A 25,509-nucleotide genomic window follows, 5' to 3' on the forward strand; every position below is an offset into this window, starting at 1 on the left:
GATGGGCGAGAGCGATCAATCCGGTCTCGCGTTCTCTTGCACCTGCGGTCAGACTACAGGGCGCATCAAGCCACAGGGTCTCAAACATGGCTCGCATGCCGTGTGCTTTTGCGCCGATTGCCGCGCAGGACAATTGTATTTTAAACAACCCGACCCAGCGCCCGGCCCTGTTGAAGTGTTTCAGATTGCCCCGCACGAGCTCATTTTTGAAACAGGTAGTGAGAATCTGGCCGCGATAAAGTTGAGCCCAAATGGCATGCTGCGTTGGTATGCGACATGCTGCAACGCGCCGCTTGCGGCAACGCCAAACACGCCGAAATTCCCATTTGTCGGTTTCATTGCGGCCCGTTTCAGCGACACTACGGCCCTGGGCCCCATCACAACACGGGCCTACATCCCCACATCGGGTGGCAAACACAAGCACGCAGGCATTCGCGCGGCAATTGTCGCAATGCTCAAGCGTGTTGCCAAATCGCGCCTGTCCGGCAAGTGGAAGCAAACACCATTCTTTGACGTCGCAACCGGTGAGCCGGTGGTCAGCCCCAAGCTGATCGACAAATCCGAACGCGATGCTCTTTACCCGTAGCTGGGTCTTGGGTTGAAGTTCAACCAGCCCTGCAAGGCTGCATTCAGCACATCCGGGTTTTCCAACGTCGGAAGGTGACCTGCACGTTCAATCATCTGCAATCGGGCTTCGGGGATCATCTCGGCCATAAACTCATGCTTACGCGCCGGGATAAGTGTATCATGTGTTCCGCCAAGGATCAGACCCGGAACTTTGACCCGGCAAAGGATGCTTTGTTGATCCGGTCGTCGTTGCAAGGCCCGCATTTGACGCACAAATACATCGGGGCCCAGATCGATAGCCATGGCAAAGAGTTGATTCAAAATCGGGATACGTTGTGGCCCTGGGGCCAGCGCATCCGACCCGATCACCTTGCGCATCACTTCTTCCAATCGCCCGGCTTGCGCACCAATGATCAACTCCTCGCGTGCGGCGGCCATCTGCGGCGTGTCGGCCTGCGCATCGGTCGAAATCAGGCAGAGGCGTGACACCCGATCCGCCGCGCGCCTTACGATCTCAAGCGCGACAACACCGCCCAGACCTACCCCCGCCAGGGCAAAACGATGCGGCAGCTGATCGAGCAGGCCAGATGCGATCTCTTCGATCCGTTCGCCTGATGAAATCGGCGCAAACATCACAGCCCGATCGCGCGACAGCGCGTCGATCTGAGGATGAAACAATCGGGCGTCACACATAAAACCGGGTAGCAATACCAGCGGCTCGATCACGCGGGGCCTCCATCAGTTCGGGCTTCCGAACCCCTTCTTTTTCTTCGCAGGATGAGAGTTTTGTCCGGCCCCGGCAAGCAGAAACTTACGGATAGCGGATACCGCGAAAAGCTGGGAAATCGGCGTATCGGGCCTGTCTGGCCGTTTGGCTTTCGCCCGGCTCGGCCCCGGGGCGTAACAAACACCCCCGAGGTGCGATGTAACTATCGATCCGGCCTACCGGTTCGGGCCGCCAAACTAGATTGAAGGCGCTGAGCTTGGGAAAGAACCAGATTTCGGAATAGTCCAGATGATCATGCATCCACCACGCAAGATCGCGCCAATCCCGGCCTTGCTCATATTGATCCGCGAACCACGGGATCACAATCGACGCCCCAGCGATGCGCGCGTCTCCAACGCCTCGATCCCAGATGTGACATTCCAATGGGTTATCGTTGCGCGCGCAATTCAGCCGGTTTTCGTTACCGAACTGGTTCAACGACGGCGAGCGATAGCCCGAGCGGACAGCAACGCGCCCAAATGTCTCCTCAAGCGGGTCCAGCAAAGTCTGGCAAAAGGCACGACCGGTCTCAATCGCAAGATCAGGGTTTTCAGGGATGTTCTGGTGTTGGTGGAAATTCCCGATCTCGGAATACAGAAAATCCCGCATGAAAAAGTGCCGTGACAGGCGCACGCGGCCAAGCGTTTCAAGGCTCCACATGCTGCCCGGTTTGCGCATCCTCAGTATCCTGTCCAGCGAAAGGCCCCGTCCGAGCGAAGCGTGGAAAAGGGGTTGAAAGCAACCTCCCAGATCGTTCCGTCCGGAGTGCGGAAATAGCCGTGATGCCCGCCCCAAAATACATCCGATGCGGGTTTCAGGACCGTAGCGCCTGCCGCCTCGGCATCGCGCAGAACCTGCGCCACTTCTTCTTTCTGTCGGCAATTATAGCTCAGCGTGATCGCACCGCGGTTCAAACTATCTTTGGCGACGCCGATCTCATCGGCTAATGCGGACAAAGGGTATAGACCAAGCGTTTGACTGATCAGATCAAAGGCGATCACACCATCCGGGCTGTCGACACGGTTCCAGCCCATCGCCTCATAAAATGTTGCCGCAGCTTCAGGGTCTTCGACCCCGACAGTGATTAGGCTGACTCGCTGTTCCATCACTCCACGCCCTGGGTTTTCAACCAGTCCAAAATGCCAGAAACTGCCGCGTCAGTCTGCCCGGGCGACATCAAACGCCCAGCGACCACATGAGACATCGGATCATCCCCCTCACCCATTGTGACCAGCTGCACCGTTGCATCAGCCCCCCAGCTCTGCGCCACTTTGTGTGTCCGATCCGGGCGGACGACTTGATCGTCATCTGAAAACCAGAACAAGGCCGGCACCTGTGCGCCTTCGAAATCCAGCGCGTAGATCGTATCCACCAGTACTGTCATGGGCACGACAGCGACCCACGGGTAAACCGAGGACCAGTATTTGTTTTTCTCGGGGTCCGGGCCCGACACGTCCCGTTCCTCTCCCATCAGCAGAGGCAACCAGGACCGGGCCCATGGCAGGCCAGGAATAAAGGCGACCGGTGTATTCACGCCAAAGTTTGGCGAGACGAAGACCATGCCAACCACGTCTGTGCTAAGGTCAGGGTCAAGGGCGGCTGCTGTGACCAGTGTCCCACCGGTTGAGGTAGACATGACCACAACCTTGTCGCCCACGGCCCGTGCGGCAGCCAACCCTTCGGCCAGATCCTGCATCCAACCCGAGGCTGTTGCCTCGCCCATCGCGGCACCATTGCGCCCGTGACCTTGCAGACGGGTATAAACCAGATTGGCGCTCAGCGCGTCCGCGACCCTATCGGGGACTGGTCTGATTTCTTCGGAACTGGCCGAAAAGCCATGCACATACAGAACCGAATAAGGCGTGCGTTGCTCTTTGTAGCCGTCCTGCCAGATCACACGCTTTTCAACACCGGGCACGATGTCATCAAAGGCGGATTCGGTGCTTTCGAAGTAATCCTGCACCCCTTCTCCGAATCTGGCGTTGTCGAAGCGCGGATGAAGATCGACCTCTTCACGCGGACCGAACCAATAGACCAGAGCACCAACTACGATCAGCGCCAGCAGAAAACGCCCCAGGTACAATCCAAACTTCCGCATCAGCCTTCTCCCATCACGTCCAGAATTGCACGCTCGATCAATGACAGGCACAGTTCATCGGAGAATCTGTGGTCGGCATCTTTAACCAACAACAGTCGCATATCAGGCCCTGAGGCATGATCCAGCAAGCGCACCGCCGTTTCAGTCGATACAGCGGTATCCGCAGTGCCCTGCAGAAAACGTGTTGGGAAAGGTAGATCCAGCGCTTCTCTCAGCACAAGATTCTGACGCCCATCGTCAATCAGGCGCTTTGTGATGATGTAAGGCTCCATATAGTCCGACGGCAACTCAACCTGGCCAACTGTTTCCAGCGCTGCCTTTTGCGCATCTGTAAACGACGCCCAATACCCATCTTCCGTAAAGTCCGGAGCGGCGGCGATTGTGACCATCCCCACGATGCGATCTGCGAGGGTTTTGGCGAGCAACAAGGCCTGCCAGCCCCCCATGGAAGAACCCACGATGATCAAAGGCCCCTGCGTCAGCGCGGACACTGCGGCAACTGTGTCTTCGTGCCAATCTCCGATGCTGCCTTCGGTAAACGCACCCGAACTTTCACCATGGCCGGAATAGTCAAACCGCAAGAATGCTTGCCCGCGCGTTTTGGCCCAAGCCTCTAGATGAATGGCTTTTGTGCCTTCTTTGTCTGATTTTAGACCTGACAAAAACACGATGGTCGGGCCTTGGCCTTCGCTCAGATCATAAGCGATCCGCCGCCCCTGATCGGTTATCAAAAAAGCGCTCATCTTGCCGCCCTTCATATTTTGATTTGTGACACCCTAGCCCGCGCGGGCTGGGAGTTTAAACCTGATTTCAGATTTTTTATGTTACCATATTGTCACGTGACTATCGAATCACGTATAAGATATTTATGGACATGCTATTCAAAGCTCTGAATGACCCCGCTCGCCGCGAGATTCTGGACCTGCTGCGACAGGAAGATGGTCAATCTCTGTCGCAGTTAGAGGCACATTTCGACATGACCCGCTTCGGCGTCATGAAGCATCTGAAACTACTGGAAGATGCTGGGCTGGTCCTGACCCGCAAACATGGACGGTTCAAATATCACTATCTTAACCCCTTGCCCTTGCAAGAGATGCTAGACCGTTGGGTCGCCCCTTTTTTTCAACCTCAAGCCAGCGCGGTCAATGCGCTGAAACTCAAATTGGAAACGGAGACTCGTATGGGAAAACCAGATTTTATGATGCAGACCTTTATCCGCTGCACACAGGACGCGCTGTGGGATGCATTAACCAAGCCAGATCAGATGGCAGCCTATCACTTCCTGTGCAACGAAGTACGCGGAGAGGTCTCGCCTGGTGCAACAGTGCATTTCATTACCCCTGACGGCAATGAGATGCTGCGGCAGATGACGCAAAAGCTGGACCCAAAAACCCGGATCGAGATGGGGTTCGAGCCTCTGTTCATGGGCCCTGACGCCCCGCAATCAACAATGGTTTATCTGATCGAACAACAAGGTGATGTCTGCAAGTTGACCATCGAACACTATGACCTTGCAGTTGGTCAGGAAGGCTTTGCCGAAGGTTGGGCGCGCCTGGCAGCCTCACTCAAGAGCTGGCTGGAGACCGGTGACGCTCTGAAGGAGAGCGCATAATGGCTGAGTTTCCAACTGAACTGGGCGTACTGACATGCCTTATGCTGCTCGCTGTTTCCATGTGGATTCCATACGTGGTTGGCGTTTCGACCGACCCCTCGGGCGAGGAAGCCTTTGCCCGACCTGCACAGATCCCAAACCTGCGCCCTTGGGTGCAAAGGGCACATCGCGCGCAGTTGAATCTGCTCGAACAGGGTATGCCGTTTGCCGTTTTGGTTCTGATCGTCAACACGTTGGACGGCTTTACGGCGCTGACCTATTGGGCTGCCATTGTGTTTTTCTGGGTGCGCGTTCTGCACGCCATCGGCATGATCACGGGCATTGCGCGCATGCCTGTGCGGCCCATTCTGTTCACAGTCGGATGGGTGTGCTGCCTGATCATGGGCTACGCGGTTTTTGCCGCTGCCTGAACGCCCGACACCGTGCCACGCGATCCTCTGGTTGCGTGGTGCTTTTCGCATTTGCCTTCAAAGCGGTTGACTTCACGCCGCGCCAGTAGCACATAGCCAAAACACCATAACCCGCAACCGGGCGTTCAGTGGGCGCCAAACCGACGAGGAGAGCCAGACCATGGCCCTGGATTCAAAATCCGTCTCACTCACCTTCCCTGATGGCAATGCGCGTTCCTATGACGCTGGTGTCACGCCTGCGCAGGTGGCTGCCGATATCTCGACTTCTTTGGCTAAGAAAGCGATCTCGGCCACCGTCAATGATCAGCACTGGGACCTGCAATGGCCCATCGAAACCGACGCGCAGATCGCCATCCACACCATGAAGGATGAGGCGCAAGCCAATGAGCTGATCCGTCACGATCTGGCCCATATCATGGCGCGCGCGGTGCAGGAGATCTGGCCCGACACCAAGGTCACTATCGGCCCGGTGATTGATAACGGCTGGTACTACGACTTCGACCGCGCTGAGCCGTTCACGCCAGAAGACCTGGGCCTGATCGAGAAAAAGATGAAGGAAATCATCAACAAGCGCGACCCCGTGACCACCGAGGTCTGGGACCGTCAGCGCGCGATCGATTTCTATACCGCCAACGATGAACCCTATAAGGTCGAGCTTATCGATGCCATTCCAGGTGATGAGCCGCTGCGCATGTACTGGCACGGCGACTGGCAGGATCTGTGCCGCGGCCCGCACCTGCAGCACACCGGCCAAGTGCCGGGCGATGCGTTCAAGCTGATGTCCATTGCGGGTGCCTATTGGCGCGGCGACAGCGACCGGGCAATGCTGCAGCGTATCTATGGCGTTGCGTTTACGGGCAAGGAAAAGCTGAAGGCTCACCTGCACATGCTGGAAGAGGCAGCCAAGCGCGACCACCGCAAACTGGGCCGCGAGATGGACCTGTTCCACATGCAGGAAGAAGCCCCCGGTCAGATTTTCTGGCACCCCAACGGCTGGACCATTTACACACAGCTGCAGGACTACATGCGCCGTCAGCAACGCAGCGGTGGCTATGTTGAGGTGAACACGCCTCAGGTCGTTGACCGCAAGCTGTGGGAAGCATCCGGCCATTGGGACAAGTATCAGGAGAATATGTTCATCGTCGAAGTGGACGAGGAACACGCGCGTGAAAAGGCGATCAACGCCCTGAAACCGATGAACTGCCCGTGCCACGTGCAAATCTTCAATCAGGGTTTGAAGTCTTATCGCGACCTGCCCCTTCGCATGGCAGAATTCGGTTCGTGCAACCGTTATGAGCCGTCGGGTGCGCTGCACGGCATCATGCGTGTGCGCGGTTTCACTCAGGATGATGGACACATCTTCTGCACCGAAGACCAGATCGAATCTGAAACCGCCGAGTTCATCCGGTTCCTTTCCCGAATCTACAAGGATCTGGGATTTGAGAACTTCTCGGTCAAATTCTCGGATCGTCCCGAGAAACGGTCGGGGTCTGACGAAGTTTGGGACAAGGCTGAGGCCGCACTGCTAAGTGCGACACGTGCTGCAGGGATCGAACCCAAGCTCAACCCGGGTGAGGGCGCGTTCTACGGCCCGAAGCTGGAGTTTGTTCTGACCGACGCGATCGGTCGTGACTGGCAATGCGGCACACACCAGGTTGACTTTGTTCTGCCAGAACGTCTGGACGCCACGTATGTTGGGGCTGACGGCGGCAAGCACCGCCCCGTTATGTTGCATCGCGCCACGCTGGGATCGTTCGAACGGTTCATCGGAATCCTGATCGAAGAACACGCCGGCAAACTGCCCTTCTGGCTGGCCCCACGTCAGGCCGTCGTCGCCTCGATCACGTCCGAGGCGGATGACTATGTGATGGAAGTAGTGGAAACACTCAAAGCCGCCGGTGTGCGGGCCGAGGCGGATATCCGCAACGAAAAGATCAACTACAAGGTCCGCGAACATTCTGTCGGCAAGGTGCCGGTGATCCTGGCCGTTGGTCATCGTGAGGTCGAAGACCGCACCGTCAGTGTTCGACGCCTTGGCGAAAAACAAACGCAGGTTCAGCCGCTTGAGGCTGTAACAAATGAGTTGTCGCAGGCCGCGACCCCACCCGACCTGTTGTAACATTCGGCACCATCTCGCCGGAAATCCGACCCCGGAACAGGGGTCGGATTGAAACACACTATCCTTTTCCCTTCAAAAACAGTAGATTACCTTACAAGGGCGCGCCCCGCGCCCTGACGCGCTTGTGAGACACGGGCTCGTGAATTTAACAATAGCCAACTTGCCCTTACCTTTGTCATTGTCACAAGCAGACATACCCAGTCATCAAGAGGATTTCCGAGATGTCGAACACAGCAAAGTCCCTGGTTATCGCAACCGCAGTCGCAGCCGCCGTATCGGGTGCAGCAACCACCGCAAGCGCTCAAGCCAAAGAAAAGTGCTATGGCGTTTCGCTGGCCGGTCAGAATGACTGCGCAGCAGGCCCCGGCACCACATGCGCGGGCACCTCAACCGTTGATTATCAGGGCAACGCCTGGACCCTGGTTGACGCAGGCACCTGCGGCGATATCGAACTGCCTGCAGAGGCAGACGGCACACCGCGCAAAGGTTCGCTGGAAGAGCTGAAGCGCGACCTGCCAGCATAAGCGTCGAGCAAACGACTTTAGGGGGCGGGCACCTTCGCCCGCCCTTTTCTTCGATCAGAAGGAGCGTGCAAATGCTGGATGATGCCCTCAGATCAAATCGCCTGCCCGCAGCGCCAGGTGTTGGTTACAAACCACAGCATTTTTCGCAAATACTGAAGCACGCCCAACCTGTCGCCTGGCTAGAAGTTCATGCCGAAAACTACATGGGAGACGGCGGCCGCCCATTGGCTCAACTGCGCCATCTTGCAGAACAATTTCCGATCTCCGTTCACGGCGTCGGCTTGTCCATCGGTGGCGAAGGCCCGCTAGACCCCGATCATCTGGCCCGGCTCAAACATCTTGTCGGCTGGCTGAGCCCAGCCAGCTTCTCAGAACATCTGGCCTGGTCGACCCATGACAGCCATTTCTTCAACGATCTGCTGCCCCTGCCCTACACCGATGCCACTTTGGCGCGGGTTTGTGCACATATTGATCAGGTGCAAGAAACGGTGGGCCGTCAGATGCTGCTGGAGAATCCCTCCAGCTATCTGGCGTTCGAAGAAAGCACATGGTCGGAACCCGATTTCCTGCACGAGATCGCCAAGCGTACAGGCTGTGGCTTGTTGCTGGATGTGAACAACGTCTTTGTCTCGGCCACCAATCTGGATTTCTCACCCCAAGGTTACATCGATGCATATCCGCTGGATCAGGTAGGCGAGATTCACCTGGGTGGTCATGATGAGGACGAAGACGATCACGGCCATCCCCTGCTGATCGACAGCCACGGCCGCGAGGTTGTGGACCCGGTTTGGGCGCTGCTGGACTATGTGCTGGAACGGTCAGGCCCCAAACCTGTGTTGGTTGAGTGGGATACAGATGTCCCCGATTGGCCGGTGCTGCGCGCCGAAGCGGAACGCGCACAATCCGCATTGGAACGGGTTCCTGCATGAGCGTTTCGCAAACCGAATTTCACGCGGCCTTGCTGGATGCGAAAGCACCAGTTCCCGAGGGTTTGAAGGACGCAGACGATCAACCAGCGGGTCGCCGGTTCAGCGTCTATCGTAACAATGTCGCGGTATCGCTGACCGAGGCGATGCATCAGGCATTTCCTGTTATCACCAAGCTGCTGGGCACTCAGAATATGGACGGGTTGTCCGGCATTTTTCTGCGCCAGCACCCTCCGACCTCGCCGTTGATGATGTTTTATGGTGAGGCGTTTCCCGACTTTCTGGCCAACATGCCACAACTGTCTCATCTGGCCTACCTGCCCGATGTGGCCCGGTTGGAACTGGCCCTGCGCCAGTCCTACCACGCCGCAGACAGCCGACCTGCGCCCGCGGATGCACTGGCTGTCTCACCCGAAGAGATCATGCGCGCCCGGTTGGTATTCGCGCCTTCGATGCAGGTCATCCGGTCGGATTGGCCTATTCATGCGATCTGGCGCTTCAACACTGAGGCTGACGCGCCCAAGCCCTCAACCGGGGCCGAGGATGTGCTGATCACCCGCCCTGAATACGATCCTACCCCTCACTTGCTGCCACCGGGCGGCGCGGATTGGATTGCCTACATACAATCAGGGGACACCATCGGCGAAGCATTCGAAAAAGCCGCCGCTGAAACTCTGGGCTTTGATCTTGGACCCACGCTGGCATTGCTGTTGCAAGGCGGTGCCATAACTTCTGTGACTATCGAAAGGCTGGAAACATGACTGCCCTGATCTCAATCCACAACAACGTTCTGGGCAAGGCGGACCATGCGTCCGGCTGGCTGACACCCACGCTTGCGCGGCTGGTCTTTATCGCCGTGCTGCTGGTCTACTATTGGAACTCGGCCATGCTGAAGATCGATGGGTCGATCTTTTCACCATCTAGCGGAGCATTTGGACAGATATTCCCCAAAGCGGCCGAGGCTGTTTTGTGGGACGTCACGCAGATGACCTTGTACCAGCGCCTCGTGGTTTTCCTTGGCACCGTGGCCGAGTTTGTACTACCCGCCCTATTGCTGGTTGGCTTGTTCACACGTCTGGCTGCACTGGGCATGATTGGCTTTGTCTGGGTTCAGACGCTGGTTGATGTGACCGGCCATGGCGTGAAACTGGGCAGCCTTTTCAACGCAGCCCCGGACATTCTGGACCAGCGAGTTTTGTGGACCTTCCTGTTCCTCGTGATCGTGCTCAACGGCGCGGGCCCTCTGTCGCTGGATCGCCTGTTGAAGCTGAAATGAGCTAGAAATGCGCCTTGGGTTCGTCTGGTTTTCCAGCGGCGAGCCCAAGCACCCCGGCAACGCCGGCAAACGCAATCGGGAACATGGTGAAGACACCAAACCCAAACGCATAATACATCCCCGCAGCTGAAACCAACAGCAAGATGCCTGCGATCAGAGCACGCGCATGGGCCATCGCACCCCCTGCGATCGCCAGCAATGGCGCAACGATCGAGGCCGTTTGGATCAAACCGGGGTTATCGACCTGCTCGGCAATGCCTTCAATATCGCCGAAATGCTTGATCGCCTCGACATACCCGTACCCAAAGAACCCAACAATCATCCCGATCAAACCGGCGATGACACCCAAAATCATTGCGGCGTTTCGCATAAACTATCCTCGCAGTTGCGTTAGATCAGATAAGCATCTGATCAGGTAACGCCAAGCGTTGACCGCGTTTCAGCTGTCCAACCCAACGTCAACGAACCATCTTTTTCAATCAGTGGACGTTTCATCAGGGTCGGATGTTCTTTCAACAACTCCATTGCGGGGCGGGAACGCTGCACATCCTCCAAACCACGCCAGGTTGTCGAACGGGTATTGAGCAAAGCCTCGCCGAACGTGGCAAGAGCCTGCGACAACAGATTTTCCGGAACGCCATCTGCGCGCACATCCACAAACTCAGCATTAGGAAGAGATTTCAAGGCCTTGCGGCACGTGTCACAATTTTTTAGCCCATAAAGACGCATGTTTGTCCTGCTTCGGTATTTGTTTCAATTTTAGGCGAACCAACCGGTTTCCAGCGGTTATTCTTGATTTTTTACTTCACCGTGCAATGTTGAAAAAGGTGAAACATGCAAAATCAGCTGTCGTCAGCATTGGAAACAGCCTGCTTTTGCGGTTCTGCCAACCACCGCCCCACCTATTTGTGGGACAATGCGAAAGTAGAAGGAGACACGGGAGATGCCAACTGGCACCGTGAAATGGTTCAATACCACCAAAGGCTATGGGTTTATTGCCCCCGACGAAGGGGGCAAAGATGTGTTTGTGCATATCTCGGCCGTAGAACGGTCCGGACTGACCGGGCTCGCAGACAATCAGAAAGTCTCGTACGAGTTGCAGGACGGACGTGACGGCCGCCAGATGGCAGCTGATTTGAAACCGTTGTAACGACGCCCCCGCCCCGCGCAGGGTTTTCCAATTAAGGTTGGCGGCCAATTTCCGGCCGTCACCCGCCCCCTATCCGGCAAATGCCCTATCCTCGTGCTGGCTTATCCTCAGCATGCGAATACCAGTCCTGTCCCATCGCAACGATGCAGGATGTACCGGTGGCATAGGTCACAACCATGGTCCAGTCGCCGCGATCACTGCTCCAGACCTCCATAATCTGTTCAGGCCCGCGCATGCCCGTTGCTATACGGGCAGAGCGAAACTGAGCCTGCAACTTGTCATGCAATCTTTGTGTCGGTTCACACAGAACTTCGGCAATTGGGTTTTTGGCAATGGCCGGTCCGGCCAGCGCCGACACCAGACCAAGTACGGAAAAAAACGAAACATAGGTCATAGAACCAAAGTAACAGTTTCATGACGATCTGTATAGACAAATGCTATGCTTTTGAATCAGTTTTCCTTGATAATGGTCTCGAACTCACGCCATTCCCGTGCTGTCATGCCCGAGCTTTCCTGAGTGACGCTTTCGCCAGCCAGCATCCGGCGCAAACTGTCGACCATCTGAGCGGACAGGTTCACGGCACCCAGGCGGTAATCTTCGAAGGCCCGATAGGCGAAAGGCACCCAATCAGCCACGATCTTGCACATGGTATCGGCATAGACCCGGATCTCGTACTGGGCATGCGGATCGGCGCGCAGGCGCAAGAAATGGAACAGGTTGTGCAGATCCACCTTCCAGTACCACTGCGTATAAACATTGGCCGGCAGGTTCATCCGCGCCAATTCACGCGCCAGCCCTTGCTGGCCGTCCTGGCTGATCATCGCCTCATAATTGTCATAGCAGCGGGTGCTGTCAGCCTTGAGCATTTCCAGAACCCGCGCCGCCTCTTCCCCTTCCAGAGCTGATCCGCGGCCTTGATTGTTCACCTCGGATTGCGCCGCAACATGCTCGGGCGCGGGGATGTAAAACTCACGATCCAGAATAGAATAGCGCGCCGAGTATTCGTTCACATTGGCGGTCCGGTGGCGAATCCACTGGCGCGCGACAAAAACCGGAAGTTTAACGTGCAGCTTGACCTCGCACATCTCGAACGGGGTCGAATGCCAGTGCCGCATCAGATAGCGGATCAGCCCTTCGTCATTCTGAACCGACTTCGTGCCCTTGCCATAAGACACGCGTGCCGCCTGACAGATGGCCGCATCATCGCCCATATAGTCGATGACGCGGACAAAGCCATGGTCCAGCACCTGGTGCGCAGTATACAGGTGATCTTCCATCCCCGTTGCAACGACACGGCGTGTTTGATGCGACTGCGCGCGCTGCGCTTCGATCTCGGCCTGTTGGTCGGCAGACAGGGGCATGAAAACTTCCTTTCGATACTGAGTCGCCACCCACTATATATCGTCAGATCATCCGCTGGAACCGCAGGATATGGCCTGATGCTCGGTTTTTCGGAATTGTGTTCCCTGCCCCCTCGACACGTCCCGGCAGCGCGCTAAGCTGAGGGCGAACTCATTCCAATAGAAGGATTGCCGAGATGGGGCTGACATATCTTCACACCATGGTACGCGTGAAGGATCTTGAGAAATCCATGGCGTTCTATGAACTGCTTGGCCTGAAAGAAACCCGCCGGTACGAAAGCGAACAGGGCCGGTTCACCCTCATTTTCATGGCACCGCCGGGGCAAGAAGATCGACCGATTGAGCTGACTTACAATTGGGATGGTGACGACGCATTGCCAAGTGACAGCCGCCACTTTGGCCACCTGGCTTACGGCGTCGACGATATCTATGCGACCTGCCAGCACCTTCAGGACAATGGGGTGGCCATCAACCGTCCACCGCGTGACGGGCGCATGGCTTTTGTCCGCTCGCCCGACAATATCTCGGTTGAGTTGCTGCAAAACGGCGACGCGCTGGAACCAGCAGAGCCCTGGGCCAGCATGGAAAGTACCGGGCACTGGTGATCCGCTCCCTTGTAGCACTAGGTCTGGCCGTCCTGGCCAGCCCCGTTCAGGCAGAGCCCTGCCGTCTGGCGCTGGCATTGGCGCTGGATATCTCTGTTTCGGTGGACGAGGCAGAAGACGCTCTGCAACGGCAAGGCTTGGCGGCCGCCCTGCTCGCCCCCGAGGTTCATGACGCCTTCTTTTCGTCGCCAATGCCCGTCGCGCTTGCAGTCTATGAATGGAGCGGACGGTCCGTCCAACATATCATCATGGATTGGCGGATGATCAAAAACAGTGGCGATGTTCTGGCCGCCGCAACACAAATCAGCCAGTCCAAGCGGTCGGACACCCAATCCGCCACTGCGATGGGATACGCATTGGCCTTTGGCGCCGCCTTGTTGGAACGCGCCCCCCCTTGCCTATTCAAGACCATTGATCTGTCAGGGGACGGATCGAACAATGACGGCTATGGCCCACAAAACGCCTATCGGCACTTCCCGTTCAGTGATGTCGTGGTCAACGGACTGGTCATCAACGCAGCCGATTTCGAAGGCGAGCTGTTCCTGATCCCGTTCTTCGAAAACAATGTTTTGCACGGGCCGGGCGCGTTTCTGGAAGTAGCGCAGGGTTTCGAGGATTTTGAGCGCGCTATGCGCCGAAAGCTGGAACGCGAGCTCAGCGGTTTACAACTCGGAGGTCTTCCTTCGACTAACCCAGCACATGGTCTGACGCACCCGCCAGAAAACAAATCGTCGCGTATCAGTAGATATAGCGTATCTGGTCCGTCCAATACCGCTCAACCCGGCGCAGTGATCCAGTAATATCTTCGATCCCCTCTTGCGCCAGCACACCACGGTTTTGCAACCCGTCCGCATGGCGCGCAAAAAGCTCAGATACGATATCGCGGATTTCCCGGCCGCGTGGCGTTAGCCGCACCCGGACAGAGCGACGGTCGATTTCGCACCTCTGGTGGTGCATATACCCCATCTCAACCAGTTTCTTCAGATTGTAGCTGACATTGCTGCCCTGATAGTATCCACGGCTTTTCAACTCGCCCGCCGTCACTTCATGATCGCCGATATTGAACAATAGCAGCGCCTGAACGGCGTTGATTTCCAGCACGCCGACCCGCTCGAACTCATCTTTGATCACGTCCAAAAGCAGCCGGTGCAGCCGTTCGACAAGCGCCAACGCCTCAAGGTAGCTATTCATGAACCCTTTGGCGCCCGATGCCGAGACCTGCAATTCCATACTCATCCGACCCTCCGATTCCGTCGCGTTCTTTCCGCCACGATGAACCGAAATCCCGAAAAATCAGTTAAGCTGGAATTATCCTTACTTTTGAAAGGTCTGAGCGATGTCAGCGATCAAGTCGGACAACGCGTCGGGAGGAGAGACCTGCCCAGTCACCCATTGATACAAGTCCTGATCGTTTTCGTTCAGTAAGGCGTCATACTGATCCAGACCCGCCACATCCATCGCGTCCAGATTACGATCAGCATAGGCAGACAGGATCAGGTCCATCTCCTTGATGCCCCGCCGCATCGACCGCATCTTCATGCGTTTGATGCGAATATCGCGCGCCTCGGTCATTGGCCTGCTTCCAGCATCAGCCGCAGCTTTTTTTCCAGCCGCGCGGCGCGTTCCGAACAGGCGCGCATCTCGCCGCGAATTGCGCGCAGCTCGGCGACGGCTCCGGCAATATCCAGATTACTGCTATCTGCATCTACGGGCGCGTCCATGCCTTCGCCTTCGCCAGTCAGCAACCATTTGATAGATACATTCACCATGCCCGCCATCATCGAAAGCCGGTTCGCACGCGGTTCAGACAAGTCGTTTTCCCAATCGGCAATCGTCGATTTCTTGACACCCAGGCGACGGGCCAATTCTGCCTGGTTCATCCCTGCCGCCTCTCGCGCACCTGCCAGCCGATCCCCAAATGTCGCCGCGTCTGGTCCAAACCAATCGTATTCGTCGCTCATTCAGGTCTCCGCTTTCCGATTTCATATCGCTTGATCGTCGTTCGGGCGCACCCTATGACAGTCAGGCTGAACATACAAACCGAGGCCGCCATGAGTTTCCTGTCTGCGACATTGTCCCGCGTCAAACCTTCCCCAACGATTGCGATGACAGCCAAGGCGGCCGAACTGAAAGCCGCCGGGCGTGACATCATCGGCCTGAGCGCTGGTGAGCCGGATTTCGACACGCCGCAAAACATCAAGGATGCTGCCGTTGCGGCCATTGCAGCGGGGAAAACGAAATACACCGCGCCTGACGGCATCCCCGAGTTAAAACAGGCCGTTTGCGCCAAGATGAAGCGCGATCATGGGCTCGACTACACTCCCGCACAGGTTTCGGTAGGTACGGGTGGCAAACAGACGTTATACAACGCGCTGATGGCAACCCTGAATGAGGGGGATGAGGTCGTCATTCCTGCCCCATACTGGGTCAGCTATCCGGATATGGTTCTGCTGGCGGGCGGAACTCCGGTGATTGCAGAAACTTCGCTTCAGACGAATTTCAAGCTGACTGCCGATCAACTTGAGGCTGCGATTACACCCAAAACAAAATGGCTGATCTTCAACTCTCCGTCGAACCCGACTGGTGCGGGTTACAACCACGCGGAGCTGAAAGAGCTTACCGATGTTCTGTTGCGTCACCCCCATGTCTGGGTGATGACCGATGATATGTACGAACATCTGGCCTATGACGGGTTTGAATTCTGCACTCCTGCACAAGTCGAGCCCAAGCTTTATGACCGCACGCTTACCTGCAATGGCGTATCCAAGGCCTATGCCATGACAGGGTGGCGGATCGGCTATGCCGCCGGGCCTGAGGCCCTGATCGCGGCGATGCGCAAGGTACAGTCGCAATCCACCTCGAACCCCTGTTCGATCAGCCAATGGGCTGCGGTCGAAGCGTTGAACGGTACACAGGATTTCCTGGCCCCCAATAACGTGACCTTCAAACGCCGCCGTGATCTGGTTGTCGATATGCTTAACGCCATCGACGGCATCAGTTGCCCCACCCCGGAAGGTGCCTTTTATGTTTACCCGTCCATCGCGGGACTGATCGGCAAGACAACCCCTGCCGGGACGGTGATTGAAAACGACGAAGCCTTTGCAACAGCTCTGCTGGAAGACGCCGACGTCGCGGTGGTGTTTGGCGCGGCATTTGGCCTGTCACCCAATTTCCGGGTCAGCTACGCGACCTCAGATGAGGCCTTGAAAGAGGCCTGCACCCGCATTCAGCGCTTTTGCGCGGCTCTGACCTGAACGGAGACCTTCATGACGGCCGAACTGCCCGAATACTACTTTCGTGTCCGCGAGAATGGTGCGGCTGTGTTCAAGGTCGACACCGAAAACCGCCAGCGGCGGATCGAGATGGACCAGATTGCGGTGATCAACATCCGCAACGGCGAGGTCAAGCCACATGGTCAGCGTAGCCTGACAGATGCGGACAAGGCTGAGATCACACGATGGATGGAGGATCGCAAGGCCCTTCTGGCCCAGCGTGACATAGATGATATTCACCGGGCGGTTGATTATCTGAACGTGACAACTCAATGGGCACAATCCAAAGCCACCGACGAGCAATTGGACGACGTCACCGACCGGCTCTTGATGGCGATGCACGATCTGCGATCTGTGCTGGTTCGAAAAAAGGCGGATCGACTGGAAAAGGGCTAACAGTTACTCAGCCGGAACACCCACTTCACGCACGGATCGCATCCAGAACCGCGCCATCAGCAGTATGGCTGCACATGCGAGCCCCAGAACCAGGCCCATCCAAACGCCAATTCCATCCATGCCTCGGACAAAACCAAAGTAGTAGGAAGACGGCAGGCCAACGACCCAGTAGCTCAGCCCGGCCATGACCATAGGAATCTTGGCATCCTGCAAGCCACGCAGCAGGCCAAGCGCAATGACCTGAGCGCCATCGACCAGTTGAAACAGCGCTGCCATGGCGAGCAACCCAGTTCCGATGGCCAGGATCTGGCCACGCTGTGGGTCATCAGATTCCATAAACAGGGAAATCAAAGGCTCGGCACAGGTGAGGAACAGGATCACCGTCAAAACGGACATAACCAGTGACATGATGGTCACTGCGATGGCGCCTTTTTCAAGATGTGCACGATCTCGACGGCCCAAAGCATTTCCAGCCCGAATGGTCGCCGCGTTCGATAGACCCAAATGCACCATGAAAGTGGCCGATGCGAGGTTCAACGCAATCCCATGCGCCGCCAGAGGCACCTGACCTAGCCATCCCATCATGACCGCCGAAGTGGCGAACAGTGTGACCTCGGCCAGCGTTGTCAATCCGATCGGTACACCAAGGCGCAGAACGCTTCTAAACATCTCCCAATCCGGGCGCCAGAAACGCTGGAACAGGTTGTATTGCGGCAAAACGTAAACCGCATAGGCAACAACCGCGACCAGCGACACAATCTGAGTGACCACTGATGCAATGGCCGCGCCCATCACCCCAAGCTCTGGCGCGCCCCAGTTCCCGAAAATCAAGGCATAGTTGGTCACGCCATTCACAAGGGCAGCAACAACCGTGATCCACAGGACGATCTGGGTGCGTTCCAACGCCGCTAAATAGGATTTCAACACCATGACCAACAGCGCCGGGAATAGCCCCCATCCCGCCACGCGCAGGTATTGTGCAGCAGTTTCTGCCACTTGAGGCTCTTGCCTCAAAGCGATTAGGATCGGATAGGACCACCACAACAACGGCATAACAAGTGCCGCATAAAGCATCGATAGCCACAGCCCCATGCGTGTCGAGCGACGGATACTGGTTTCATCCTCTTCGGCTGCCGCAGTGGCAACCATTGGCATCACGGCCCAGCCAAACCCGGCCCCGAACAGGAACAGAACAAAGAAATAGCTGCTGGCCAACGTCACCGCCGCCAAAGCTTCGACCCCGTACCAGCCCAGCATGACAGTATCGGTCAAACCGATCGCAAATTGCGCCAGATGCCCGCCGATCAACGGCAAGCCCAGCACAGCGATGGCCTTGAAATGGGCCGGATATGTCATCACCTTGTTCATCCGACCAGCCATATGCGCGGCCCGAAGTCGGGGCAAGAGCGGATCAGATAAATATCGTCATGAGACTTATGCGCTGACGCATGGTTGTGGGCTTCACAACCTCAAAACTTAATTCTGTAAGGTCACGTGTTGGGATGCAGCGAGGCGCTCAGAATATGCTCGGACTGGTGAATCACGTGATGGGCCTGCCCGACGATTAGCGGGTCAGGCTCACCAACGATCGCTTCGTTTTTCTCGGGGTAGTCAAGCGACGCCAGAAAGTGGCGCATGCAATTCAATCGCGCGCGTTTCTTGTCGTTCGATTTGACAATGGTCCAGGGCGCATCGGCAGTATCGGTATAGAAGAACATCGCTTCTTTCGCCTCGGTATAGTCGTCCCATTTGTTCAAGCTGGCCTTGTCGATGGGTGACAGTTTCCACTGTTTCAACGGATCGGTTTCGCGGCTTTTGAACCGGCGTTGTTGTTCATCCTGCGTGACCGAGAACCAGTATTTGTAAAGCTGAATACCCGACCGGACCAGCATCCGCTCCAGATCCGGTGTCTGGCGCATGAATTCCAGATATTCATTCGGCGAGCAAAACCCCATCACACGCTCAACCCCGGCCCGGTTGTACCAGGACCGATCATAAAACACCATTTCCCCGACCGTCGGCAACTCCTGGACATAGCGTTGATAGTACCACTGACCTTTTTCTTCCCAGGTGGGTTTGTTCAAAGCCACAACGCGCGCCTGCCGCGGGTTCAAATGCTCCATGAACCGCTTGATCGTGCCGCCTTTGCCAGCCGCATCGCGCCCTTCGAATAGCAGCACGAACCGCTGCCCCGTCTCCTGCGCCCAATGCTGTACTTTCAGCAGTTCCGCCTGCAACAAAGCTTTCTGCGCCTCGTAGTCCTTACGCGCCAACTTGTGTGTGTAAGGATATCTGCCGCTTTCGAACGCCAGACGGATTTTATCGTGACAGGGCTGAGCAGCCTCCTGCTCAGGCTTTGGGACAATTTTAACAGAAGATTGCTTTCCTTCGCGTGCTGCTACGGCGTCCATGCAGTGTTTCCTTTCCCTCGTTGTTCCTGCACGGCTAGCAGAAAGTGTCGAATTGCGCTTTGATCGGCATCAAATAGATGTGAGGAAAACCCATCTTATCGCTGTTCAACAGTTGGGGTAGAAATGGACACGGAATTCGCGGACCTGAACGGCCACCCCTTCATATTGCGTCACTGGGGTGAAAGCGACAAACCACCATTGCTGATGTTGCATGGGTTTCCAGAATACGGGGGGGCATGGAGCGATCTGGCCCCGCACCTGACCCACCGCTTTCATTGCATCGCCCCAGATCAGCGCGGTTACGGGCAAAGCTGGTGCCCCGAAGGTGTTGGCAACTACACCTTGTCCCAGTTGGTGTCAGATATGGTGGCTTTGATCGAACAACTTGGCGGTCCTATATGTGTCATAGGCCACGATTGGGGCGCATCGGTTGCCTATGGGCTGGCAATGTTCCGCCCCGATCTGGTCAACCGGCTGATTATCGCAAACGGCGTCCACCCCGCGCCGTTCCAACGCGCCATGGCGGCAGGTGGCGCGCAATCCAAAGCCTCAGCCTATATCAACGATCTACGTGCGCCCGACGCAGCGCAGCGATTTTCCGCAAATCATTTCGCGCGCCTGGAACGTTTCTTTCGGTTCGGCATGGGGCTGGACTGGTTGTCTGATGCGCGGATGCAGGATTATCGCACAGAATGGGCGCGCCCCGGTCGGCTTGAGGCGATGCTGAACTGGTATCGCGCCTCACCTCTTGTAGTCGCTGACCCCGGAAAACCGCGCACTGACCTGCCCGAACTGCCCCTGGATCGCTTACAGGTTCAATGTCCACATCTGTTGCTTTGGGGGTCGCATGACAAAGCGTTGTTACCCGAATCCACGGCCGGGCTTGAGGCTTTTGCCCATGACCTGACCCGCATCGATATCCCCAGCACCGATCACTGGCTGCATCACCAACGGCCCAAGGTTGTCGCCCAAGCCATACTAGATTGGATCGCAGACTAAGCCCTTAGGTATGGCCCCAATCTTCGGGGTCATCCGAATTGTTTGGCGACAGCCCCAGAACATCACCTTGGGTCGAGCAGCCCAGCCCCAAAACCGTCCGGTTGGCGTAAGAGAAGTAAGCGCAAACCTGATTGATTTCTAGGATTTCACCATCCTCCCACCCGGCATCGCGCAGGGCAATCACATCCGCCTCGACCATGTCCCCCGGCGCTTCGGTCAGCTTTCTGGCATAGCGCATCGCAGCAATCTGAGCCGGGTCCAAAGGCGCATCTTCGGGACGCCGCGCCTCAATCGCTGCACGGAAGGCATCGCCGCGCGGCGTATCGCGCAACAGCCGCTGCAAACCGCTGAAATGATGTTCAACGCAATAACCACAGCGATTGAGAGAACTGACCCAAACGCCCAAAATCTCAAGAAACCACTTTGGAACCGTGTTTCCGGAATGATGCAACACGGTCTTGTATATCGCCATATGGCCTTCCATCGAATGCGGGCGCAGGGAATGCACCATCATGATGTTATCCACGTTGTTGTTCGGTCCGGTCACCCGGTCATAGAGTTTTCGCAGCCGCCCTGTGGCCTGCTCAAACGGTACGGTTTTGATCCAGCTCATATTCGTCCTGCCTAGTTGATCCCGCCTGCAGGTTACTCGTAAATCTCTGAGCTATCGAGAGAAACCGGAATTCGCTGCGCTGGGATTGAACATCATTATGCTTTTGCACCTATTTCGTGTATGGTGAATTTATACTTTCATTAAAGTTGTTTATCGCGAGTAAATCAGATGAAATTTGTCACGATACTCGAAATCAATGTCGACCCGCTGAGCTCGACCAACGTTACCGTCCTGAACGCGTTTCAAGTGGCAGTCATCGACAATGACGACACCTTGGAAGATCCCGATGCCGATGGTGGCCCTCAGCTGGATGTTTCAGGCGTCCCCGGCTTTATAGGCAACTCGACCAACTTTCAGACCTTCGAGACCTATAGTGGCACCGTCGGCGGTTCACCCGTCACGTTCACGCTGCTTCAGTTTTCGAATCCGCAATACATCATCGTCACCTCTGGTACGGCAAATGTTGGCGATACAATCGCAAACACCAACAACACCATCGTCACCGCTCCGCCCGTTGACTACGACACACTGCCCTCCTTTGTCTGCTTTACTGCCGGGTCTTTGATCCTGACCCCATCCGGCGAACGGCGCATTGAAACCCTCAGGCCCGGAGACCCCGTCATCGTCGCAGATGGTAGCAGCCGTCCTGTTCGCTGGATCGGTCGGCGGCATCTCTCCTCGGCTGAGTTGAGGCAATCCCCAAGATTCTGCCCAATCCGCATAGGTAAAGACAGTTTATCGCCGGGTTGCCCTGCGCGCGACCTGCTGGTTTCACCGCAGCATCGGATCGTCGTGTCCTCACACCAGATGCAACTGTATTTTGGAGATAGGGTGATGCTTGCGCCGGCCAAAGGGCTTGTTGACGGGCAATCTGTTACGCAGGATCCGCCAGATCAAGACGTCGAGTATATCCATATCCTGTTTGACCAACATGAGCTGGTTCAGGTCGAAGGCCTTTGGTCTGAAACCTTTTTCCCCGGGGACACCAGCCTGGACGCGATGGCGCGCGAAACCAAGCGAGAGCTCTTTGAACTGTTTCCCGAACTGATGTCTCGCGATGGGCCATTCGGAGAAACGGTCCTTCCGGTTTTGAAACCGCGGGAAGTGCAGATGTTGCACCCCACACTTCGTGCCCCTGCCGGAATTCCCGTCGCCTTCTAACGGTTTAACTTGCACGGTCCGCGAACGCGGCCCTGTTGCTGCAAAACGGTACGATGGGGCGATTGAGGCGCGCAAATTGCACACAACACCTCGTGGCCCTCTTCCCCCGAACCACATCCCCTGCCATAATGGGGGAAACTCAAGAACAAGAGCAGCACCCATGCCCGACGATCTGTTGACGCCCGAAGCAACCACCACCTATGACGCCTCCTCGATCGAGGTGCTGGAAGGGCTGGAACCTGTTCGCAAACGCCCCGGTATGTATATCGGCGGGACCGATGAGCGCGCGTTGCACCATATGGTGGCCGAAATCCTCGACAACTCGATGGATGAGGCGGTCGCAGGCCACGCGAACCGGATCGAGGTTGAACTGCACGCCGATTACGCCCTGACCGTGCGCGACAACGGGCGCGGCATTCCGATCGACCCGCACCCGAAGTTCCCCGACAAATCGGCGTTGGAGGTCATCCTGTGTACCCTGCATGCGGGCGGCAAGTTCTCGGGCAAGGCGTACCAGACCTCGGGCGGTCTGCACGGCGTGGGGGCTTCGGTGGTGAACGCGCTGTCGGATTCGATGGTCGTGCAGGTGGCGCGGGACAAGACGCTGTTTGAACAGCGCTTCTCTCGCGGCATCCCACTGGGCCCGGTTGAGAAGGTCGGCGCAGCGCCTAACCGGCGCGGCACCACCGTGACCTTCCATGCCGATGCCGACATCTTTGGCCACCACAAGTTCAAACCGGCGCGCCTGTTCAAATCCATCCGATCCAAGGCCTATCTGTTCTCGGGCGTGGAAATCCGCTGGAAATCTGCCATCGATGACGGGGAAACGCCCACCGAGGCCACGTTCCACTTCCCCGGCGGCCTGTCCGACTACCTCAAGGAGACGATGAACGGCTCGTCCACCTATGCGGAGCAGCCCTTTGCGGGCACCGTGGACTTTCAGGAAAAGTTCAACACGCCGGGCAAGGTCGAATGGGCGATCAACTGGACACCCTCGCGCGATGGGTTCATCCAGTCCTACTGTAACACCGTGCCAACGCCCGAGGGTGGAACACATGTTGCGGGGTTCTGGGCGGCGGTCCTCAAGGGGATCAAGGCTTACGGTGAGCTGATCAACAACAAGAAGGCAGGACAGATCACGCGCGACGATCTGATCACCGGCGGCTGCGCGCTGGTGTCCTGTTTTATCTCAGAACCAGAATTTGTGGGCCAGACCAAGGATCGCCTTGCCACGGTCGAGGCACAACGGCTGGTCGAGAATTCTGTCCGCGACCATTTCGATAACTGGTTGGCCGCGGACACGAAATCCGCCGGCGCGATCCTGGATTTCCTCATCCTGAGGGCTGAGGAACGCCTGCGCCGACGGGCCGAGAAGGAAACACAACGCAAGTCCGCCACTAAGAAACTTCGTCTCCCCGGCAAGTTGGTGGACTGTAGTAGTTCAACACGCGACGGAACGGAATTATTCATCGTCGAAGGCGATTCTGCGGGCGGATCTGCAAAAATGGGTCGGGACCGTAAAACGCAGGCCCTGCTGCCCCTGCGCGGCAAGATTCTCAACGTGCTGGGTGCGGCCAGTTCGAAACTGGGCACCAATGCCGAAATCAACGACCTGACCCAAGCGCTGGGTGTGGGACTTGGCACCAAGTTCAACGTCGACGACCTGCGCTATGACAAGATCATCATCATGACCGACGCGGACGTGGACGGCGCGCATATCGCCTCGCTGCTGATGACGTTCTTCTTTACCCAGATGCGGCCCATGATCGACGCGGGCCACCTATACCTGGCCTGCCCGCCCCTATATCGCCTGACCCAAGGCGCCAAGCGCGTCTATTGTCTGGACGAGGCTGAACGGGATGAGTGGCTGGAAAAAGGTCTGGGCGGCAAGGGCAAGATCGACGTGTCCCGCTTCAAGGGTCTGGGCGAGATGGACGCCAAGGACCTGAAAGAGACCACGATGGACCCATCGTCCCGGAAATTGATCCGGGTCACAATTGATGAGGACGAACCCGGCGAGACCGGCGATCTGGTAGAGCGCCTGATGGGAAAGAAGCCCGAACTGCGGTTCCAGTATATTCAGGAGAATGCGCGGTTTGTGGAGGAGTTGGATGTTTGAATATCTTTTCTCTCTCTACTCAAGTAACAGCGACTACATCAACGGCGTAGCAAGTACCATCTCAATCATTGGGGCATTTTTTTGGCTCAGAAGTCGCAGAGAGAGAACTAAGAAAAAACTGTTCTTTCAGTGGGTACGAAAAGAGAGGGTCGCAGCGGATCTGCCCGAAGGCTTCTCTGTCTCAGTTTCAAAAGGCGATTTGAAAGGTAATAGCTTGGTAACCGACGTAATAACGTTGGTGAACAATACTGACGTAAGCTTGACAGACGAAGATTTTGCTAAACCCATAGAGATTTACAAAAAGAACACAAACATGGTGTTCTCAAATCACGTTGTCGATAGCAACAACGGTTCCCATGCGGCACTGCTAGAACGAGATGACGCAATTTCGTTGTCCGATGTCTACATCCCTCGTGGAGCTTCTCTCACGATCTATTTGGCGCACGATAGCGCGTTCCAAAAAGAACTGCGTGGAGACTTAAAAAACTTACCCAATTTGGAAGCTAAGACATTTGTCCGGCCATCGGATACTTGGCAACTAGGATTGCTTGGTATTTCCCTACTATTCGTGGGCATGATCTTTTCTGTTCAATATGTTTCTTCAATAATCAACTCAGAATCTGATGGCTCTGGAGGTCGTTCACTAATCGAGTTTATCCCATTTCTTGTTGTCGTTGGGCTGACACCAATAGTAGTGACATATCTTCCACAAAAACTAGATCCTTATCTACGTAGGCTTTTCGGAATTCCAAAAGAAGAGTACATACACGCTGGTGAAAATGTCACCATCGAATGTGAAGCCAAACTCAGATCTCAGGAGCGTGTTCAAATAAATACGCTCACGCCATTCTTAAACGAATAGCAAGCATGTGATGGGTGCGGAACGCACCCGCCCATGGGGGTGGGTCGGGCGCGCGCTTGATGCTTCGCATCAAGCATTGGGTCGATAGCGTCGCACGTCTCCACACCCCGCACGCCGGGCTTCAGCCCGGCACACCCCTCACACCGCCAACCCGATCAGGGCCACTCCGCCCGCCATCAGGACCGCAGCCCCCAGGCACACCCCTCACACCGTCAACCCGATCAGGGCCACTCCGCCCGCCATCAGGACCGCAGCCCCCAG

The 25,509-nt window shown here is 56.5% G+C and carries 32 protein-coding genes; 17 read left to right on the plus strand and 15 right to left on the minus strand.

What is annotated here, in order from left to right:
* The first annotated feature begins 1 nt into the window (after nt 1).
* On the plus strand, nt 2-586 hold the full coding sequence (locus ACR0JE_RS18805) for a DUF6151 family protein (RefSeq protein WP_480852336.1): 585 nt from the start codon (nt 2-4) through the stop codon (nt 584-586).
* Here the strand turns inward: ACR0JE_RS18805 and ACR0JE_RS18810 are convergent.
* The 5 genes from ACR0JE_RS18810 to ACR0JE_RS18830 form a co-directional block, all read right to left on the minus strand.
* On the minus strand, nt 577-1,293 hold the full coding sequence (locus tag ACR0JE_RS18810; RefSeq protein WP_480546657.1) for an alpha/beta fold hydrolase: 717 nt from the start codon (nt 1,291-1,293) through the stop codon (nt 577-579). The two genes, ACR0JE_RS18805 and ACR0JE_RS18810, sit on opposite strands and share 10 nt — an antisense overlap.
* An 85-nt stretch (nt 1,294-1,378) precedes the next feature.
* Nucleotides 1,379-1,993: a hypothetical protein gene (locus ACR0JE_RS18815; protein WP_480542984.1), complete on the minus strand. Its 615-nt coding sequence runs from the start codon at nt 1,991-1,993 to the stop codon at nt 1,379-1,381.
* Nucleotides 1,994-2,013: 20 nt separating this feature from the next.
* On the minus strand, nt 2,014-2,439 hold the full coding sequence (locus ACR0JE_RS18820) for a VOC family protein (RefSeq protein ID WP_480542269.1): 426 nt from the start codon (nt 2,437-2,439) through the stop codon (nt 2,014-2,016).
* The gene (locus ACR0JE_RS18825; protein ID WP_480542267.1) at nt 2,439-3,431 is read right to left on the minus strand and encodes an alpha/beta hydrolase; all 993 of its coding nucleotides are present in this window, start codon (nt 3,429-3,431) and stop codon (nt 2,439-2,441) included. Before ACR0JE_RS18825 ends, ACR0JE_RS18820 begins: the two co-directional genes overlap by 1 nt.
* Nucleotides 3,431-4,174 carry an alpha/beta hydrolase gene (locus tag ACR0JE_RS18830; RefSeq protein ID WP_480826759.1) on the minus strand — a complete coding sequence of 248 codons (744 nt, stop codon included), beginning with the start codon at nt 4,172-4,174 and terminating at the stop codon, nt 3,431-3,433. Before ACR0JE_RS18830 ends, ACR0JE_RS18825 begins: the two co-directional genes overlap by 1 nt.
* Before the next feature lie 131 nt (nt 4,175-4,305).
* Here ACR0JE_RS18830 and ACR0JE_RS18835 point away from each other — a divergent pair, with 131 nt between their 5' ends.
* The 7 genes from ACR0JE_RS18835 (at nt 4,306) to ACR0JE_RS18865 (ending at nt 10,298) form a co-directional block, all read left to right on the plus strand.
* Nucleotides 4,306-5,043 carry an ArsR/SmtB family transcription factor gene (locus ACR0JE_RS18835; RefSeq protein WP_480865246.1) on the plus strand — a complete coding sequence of 246 codons (738 nt, stop codon included), beginning with the start codon at nt 4,306-4,308 and terminating at the stop codon, nt 5,041-5,043.
* Nucleotides 5,043-5,453 carry an MAPEG family protein gene (locus ACR0JE_RS18840; RefSeq protein WP_480542261.1) on the plus strand — a complete coding sequence of 137 codons (411 nt, stop codon included), beginning with the start codon at nt 5,043-5,045 and terminating at the stop codon, nt 5,451-5,453. The genes ACR0JE_RS18835 and ACR0JE_RS18840 overlap by 1 nt, the downstream gene beginning before the upstream one ends.
* A 160-nt stretch (nt 5,454-5,613) precedes the next feature.
* Entirely contained in the window at nt 5,614-7,572 is a 1,959-nt protein-coding gene (gene thrS / locus ACR0JE_RS18845; protein ID WP_480865247.1) for a threonine--tRNA ligase, read from the plus strand.
* Nucleotides 7,573-7,793: 221 nt separating this feature from the next.
* A complete protein-coding gene (locus ACR0JE_RS18850) occupies nt 7,794-8,096 on the plus strand; it encodes a BufA1 family periplasmic bufferin-type metallophore (RefSeq protein WP_480542258.1) in 303 nt (100 codons plus the stop codon).
* Between the two features lie 71 nt (nt 8,097-8,167).
* The gene (gene bufB / locus ACR0JE_RS18855) at nt 8,168-9,025 is read left to right on the plus strand and encodes an MNIO family bufferin maturase (RefSeq protein ID WP_480865248.1); all 858 of its coding nucleotides are present in this window, start codon (nt 8,168-8,170) and stop codon (nt 9,023-9,025) included.
* Nucleotides 9,022-9,783, plus strand: coding sequence for an HvfC/BufC family peptide modification chaperone (locus tag ACR0JE_RS18860; protein ID WP_480542254.1), 762 nt, complete (start codon nt 9,022-9,024; stop codon nt 9,781-9,783). The genes bufB and ACR0JE_RS18860 overlap by 4 nt, the downstream gene beginning before the upstream one ends.
* Complete coding sequence (locus tag ACR0JE_RS18865; protein WP_480542252.1) at nt 9,780-10,298, plus strand: DoxX family protein; 519 nt, start codon at nt 9,780-9,782, stop codon at nt 10,296-10,298. The genes ACR0JE_RS18860 and ACR0JE_RS18865 overlap by 4 nt, the downstream gene beginning before the upstream one ends.
* A gap of 1 nt (nt 10,299) precedes the next feature.
* Here ACR0JE_RS18865 and ACR0JE_RS18870 read toward each other — a convergent pair whose 3' ends face one another.
* Nucleotides 10,300-10,668 (minus strand): hypothetical protein, encoded by a 369-nt coding sequence (locus ACR0JE_RS18870; protein WP_480826755.1) that lies wholly within the window; start codon nt 10,666-10,668, stop codon nt 10,300-10,302.
* Nucleotides 10,669-10,709: 41 nt separating this feature from the next.
* Entirely contained in the window at nt 10,710-11,027 is a 318-nt protein-coding gene (locus ACR0JE_RS18875; RefSeq protein ID WP_480546641.1) for an ArsC/Spx/MgsR family protein, read from the minus strand.
* 214 nt (nt 11,028-11,241) lie between these two features.
* Between ACR0JE_RS18875 and ACR0JE_RS18880 the strand changes: the two genes are divergently transcribed.
* Nucleotides 11,242-11,448: a cold-shock protein gene (locus tag ACR0JE_RS18880; protein ID WP_008758035.1), complete on the plus strand. Its 207-nt coding sequence runs from the start codon at nt 11,242-11,244 to the stop codon at nt 11,446-11,448.
* An 85-nt stretch (nt 11,449-11,533) separates the two neighbouring features.
* On the opposite strand, the gene ACR0JE_RS18885 is transcribed toward ACR0JE_RS18880, so the two are convergent.
* On the minus strand, nt 11,534-11,842 hold the full coding sequence (locus ACR0JE_RS18885; RefSeq protein ID WP_480865249.1) for a hypothetical protein: 309 nt from the start codon (nt 11,840-11,842) through the stop codon (nt 11,534-11,536).
* Between the two features lie 56 nt (nt 11,843-11,898).
* Entirely contained in the window at nt 11,899-12,810 is a 912-nt protein-coding gene (thyX, locus tag ACR0JE_RS18890) for an FAD-dependent thymidylate synthase (RefSeq protein WP_480865250.1), read from the minus strand.
* Nucleotides 12,811-12,986: 176 nt separating this feature from the next.
* Here thyX and ACR0JE_RS18895 point away from each other — a divergent pair, with 176 nt between their 5' ends.
* Together ACR0JE_RS18895 and ACR0JE_RS18900 are read left to right on the plus strand one after the other, a co-directional pair.
* Nucleotides 12,987-13,415, plus strand: coding sequence for a VOC family protein (locus ACR0JE_RS18895; protein ID WP_480542242.1), 429 nt, complete (start codon nt 12,987-12,989; stop codon nt 13,413-13,415).
* Nucleotides 13,412-14,215, plus strand: a complete 804-nt coding sequence (locus tag ACR0JE_RS18900) for a DUF1194 domain-containing protein (protein ID WP_480865251.1) — start codon at nt 13,412-13,414, stop codon at nt 14,213-14,215. Before ACR0JE_RS18895 ends, ACR0JE_RS18900 begins: the two co-directional genes overlap by 4 nt.
* Here ACR0JE_RS18900 and ACR0JE_RS18905 read toward each other — a convergent pair.
* The 3 genes from ACR0JE_RS18905 to ACR0JE_RS18915 all read right to left on the minus strand — a co-directional run bounded on the left by ACR0JE_RS18905 (nt 14,154) and on the right by ACR0JE_RS18915 (nt 15,376).
* Nucleotides 14,154-14,651: a winged helix DNA-binding protein gene (locus tag ACR0JE_RS18905; protein WP_170530764.1), complete on the minus strand. Its 498-nt coding sequence runs from the start codon at nt 14,649-14,651 to the stop codon at nt 14,154-14,156. The two genes, ACR0JE_RS18900 and ACR0JE_RS18905, sit on opposite strands and share 62 nt — an antisense overlap.
* Before the next feature lie 78 nt (nt 14,652-14,729).
* Nucleotides 14,730-14,987, minus strand: a complete 258-nt coding sequence (locus tag ACR0JE_RS18910; RefSeq protein ID WP_480865252.1) for a succinate dehydrogenase assembly factor 2 — start codon at nt 14,985-14,987, stop codon at nt 14,730-14,732.
* Entirely contained in the window at nt 14,984-15,376 is a 393-nt protein-coding gene (locus ACR0JE_RS18915; protein ID WP_170530768.1) for a helix-turn-helix domain-containing protein, read from the minus strand. The genes ACR0JE_RS18910 and ACR0JE_RS18915 overlap by 4 nt, the downstream gene beginning before the upstream one ends.
* Nucleotides 15,377-15,466: 90 nt before the next feature.
* Between ACR0JE_RS18915 and ACR0JE_RS18920 the strand changes: the two genes are divergently transcribed.
* Nucleotides 15,467-16,669, plus strand: a complete 1,203-nt coding sequence (locus ACR0JE_RS18920) for a pyridoxal phosphate-dependent aminotransferase (RefSeq protein ID WP_480827333.1) — start codon at nt 15,467-15,469, stop codon at nt 16,667-16,669.
* Between the two features lie 12 nt (nt 16,670-16,681).
* Nucleotides 16,682-17,083, plus strand: coding sequence for a hypothetical protein (locus ACR0JE_RS18925; protein ID WP_480826749.1), 402 nt, complete (start codon nt 16,682-16,684; stop codon nt 17,081-17,083).
* A 3-nt stretch (nt 17,084-17,086) separates the two neighbouring features.
* Here ACR0JE_RS18925 and ACR0JE_RS18930 read toward each other — a convergent pair whose 3' ends face one another.
* Both ACR0JE_RS18930 and ppk2 read right to left on the minus strand, forming a co-directional pair.
* Nucleotides 17,087-18,451 (minus strand): MATE family efflux transporter, encoded by a 1,365-nt coding sequence (locus tag ACR0JE_RS18930; RefSeq protein WP_480865259.1) that lies wholly within the window; start codon nt 18,449-18,451, stop codon nt 17,087-17,089.
* Between the two features lie 122 nt (nt 18,452-18,573).
* A complete protein-coding gene (gene ppk2, locus ACR0JE_RS18935) occupies nt 18,574-19,494 on the minus strand; it encodes a polyphosphate kinase 2 (protein ID WP_480865253.1) in 921 nt (306 codons plus the stop codon).
* A gap of 123 nt (nt 19,495-19,617) precedes the next feature.
* Here ppk2 and ACR0JE_RS18940 point away from each other — a divergent pair, with 123 nt between their 5' ends.
* Nucleotides 19,618-20,493 (plus strand): alpha/beta fold hydrolase, encoded by an 876-nt coding sequence (locus ACR0JE_RS18940; RefSeq protein WP_480865254.1) that lies wholly within the window; start codon nt 19,618-19,620, stop codon nt 20,491-20,493.
* 4 nt (nt 20,494-20,497) lie between these two features.
* Here ACR0JE_RS18940 and ACR0JE_RS18945 read toward each other — a convergent pair whose 3' ends face one another.
* Complete coding sequence (locus ACR0JE_RS18945) at nt 20,498-21,106, minus strand: carboxymuconolactone decarboxylase family protein (RefSeq protein ID WP_480865255.1); 609 nt, start codon at nt 21,104-21,106, stop codon at nt 20,498-20,500.
* Nucleotides 21,107-21,274: 168 nt separating this feature from the next.
* Between ACR0JE_RS18945 and ACR0JE_RS18950 the strand changes: the two genes are divergently transcribed.
* The 3 genes from ACR0JE_RS18950 (at nt 21,275) to ACR0JE_RS18960 (ending at nt 25,248) form a co-directional block, all read left to right on the plus strand.
* Entirely contained in the window at nt 21,275-22,267 is a 993-nt protein-coding gene (locus tag ACR0JE_RS18950) for a Hint domain-containing protein (protein WP_480865256.1), read from the plus strand.
* A 160-nt stretch (nt 22,268-22,427) separates the two neighbouring features.
* Nucleotides 22,428-24,386, plus strand: a complete 1,959-nt coding sequence (gene parE, locus ACR0JE_RS18955; RefSeq protein WP_480865257.1) for a DNA topoisomerase IV subunit B — start codon at nt 22,428-22,430, stop codon at nt 24,384-24,386.
* Nucleotides 24,379-25,248 (plus strand): hypothetical protein, encoded by an 870-nt coding sequence (locus ACR0JE_RS18960; protein WP_480865258.1) that lies wholly within the window; start codon nt 24,379-24,381, stop codon nt 25,246-25,248. The genes parE and ACR0JE_RS18960 overlap by 8 nt, the downstream gene beginning before the upstream one ends.
* The last annotated feature ends 261 nt before the right edge of the window (nt 25,249-25,509 follow it).

This window comes from Ruegeria sp. H3 (assembly GCF_056533095.1).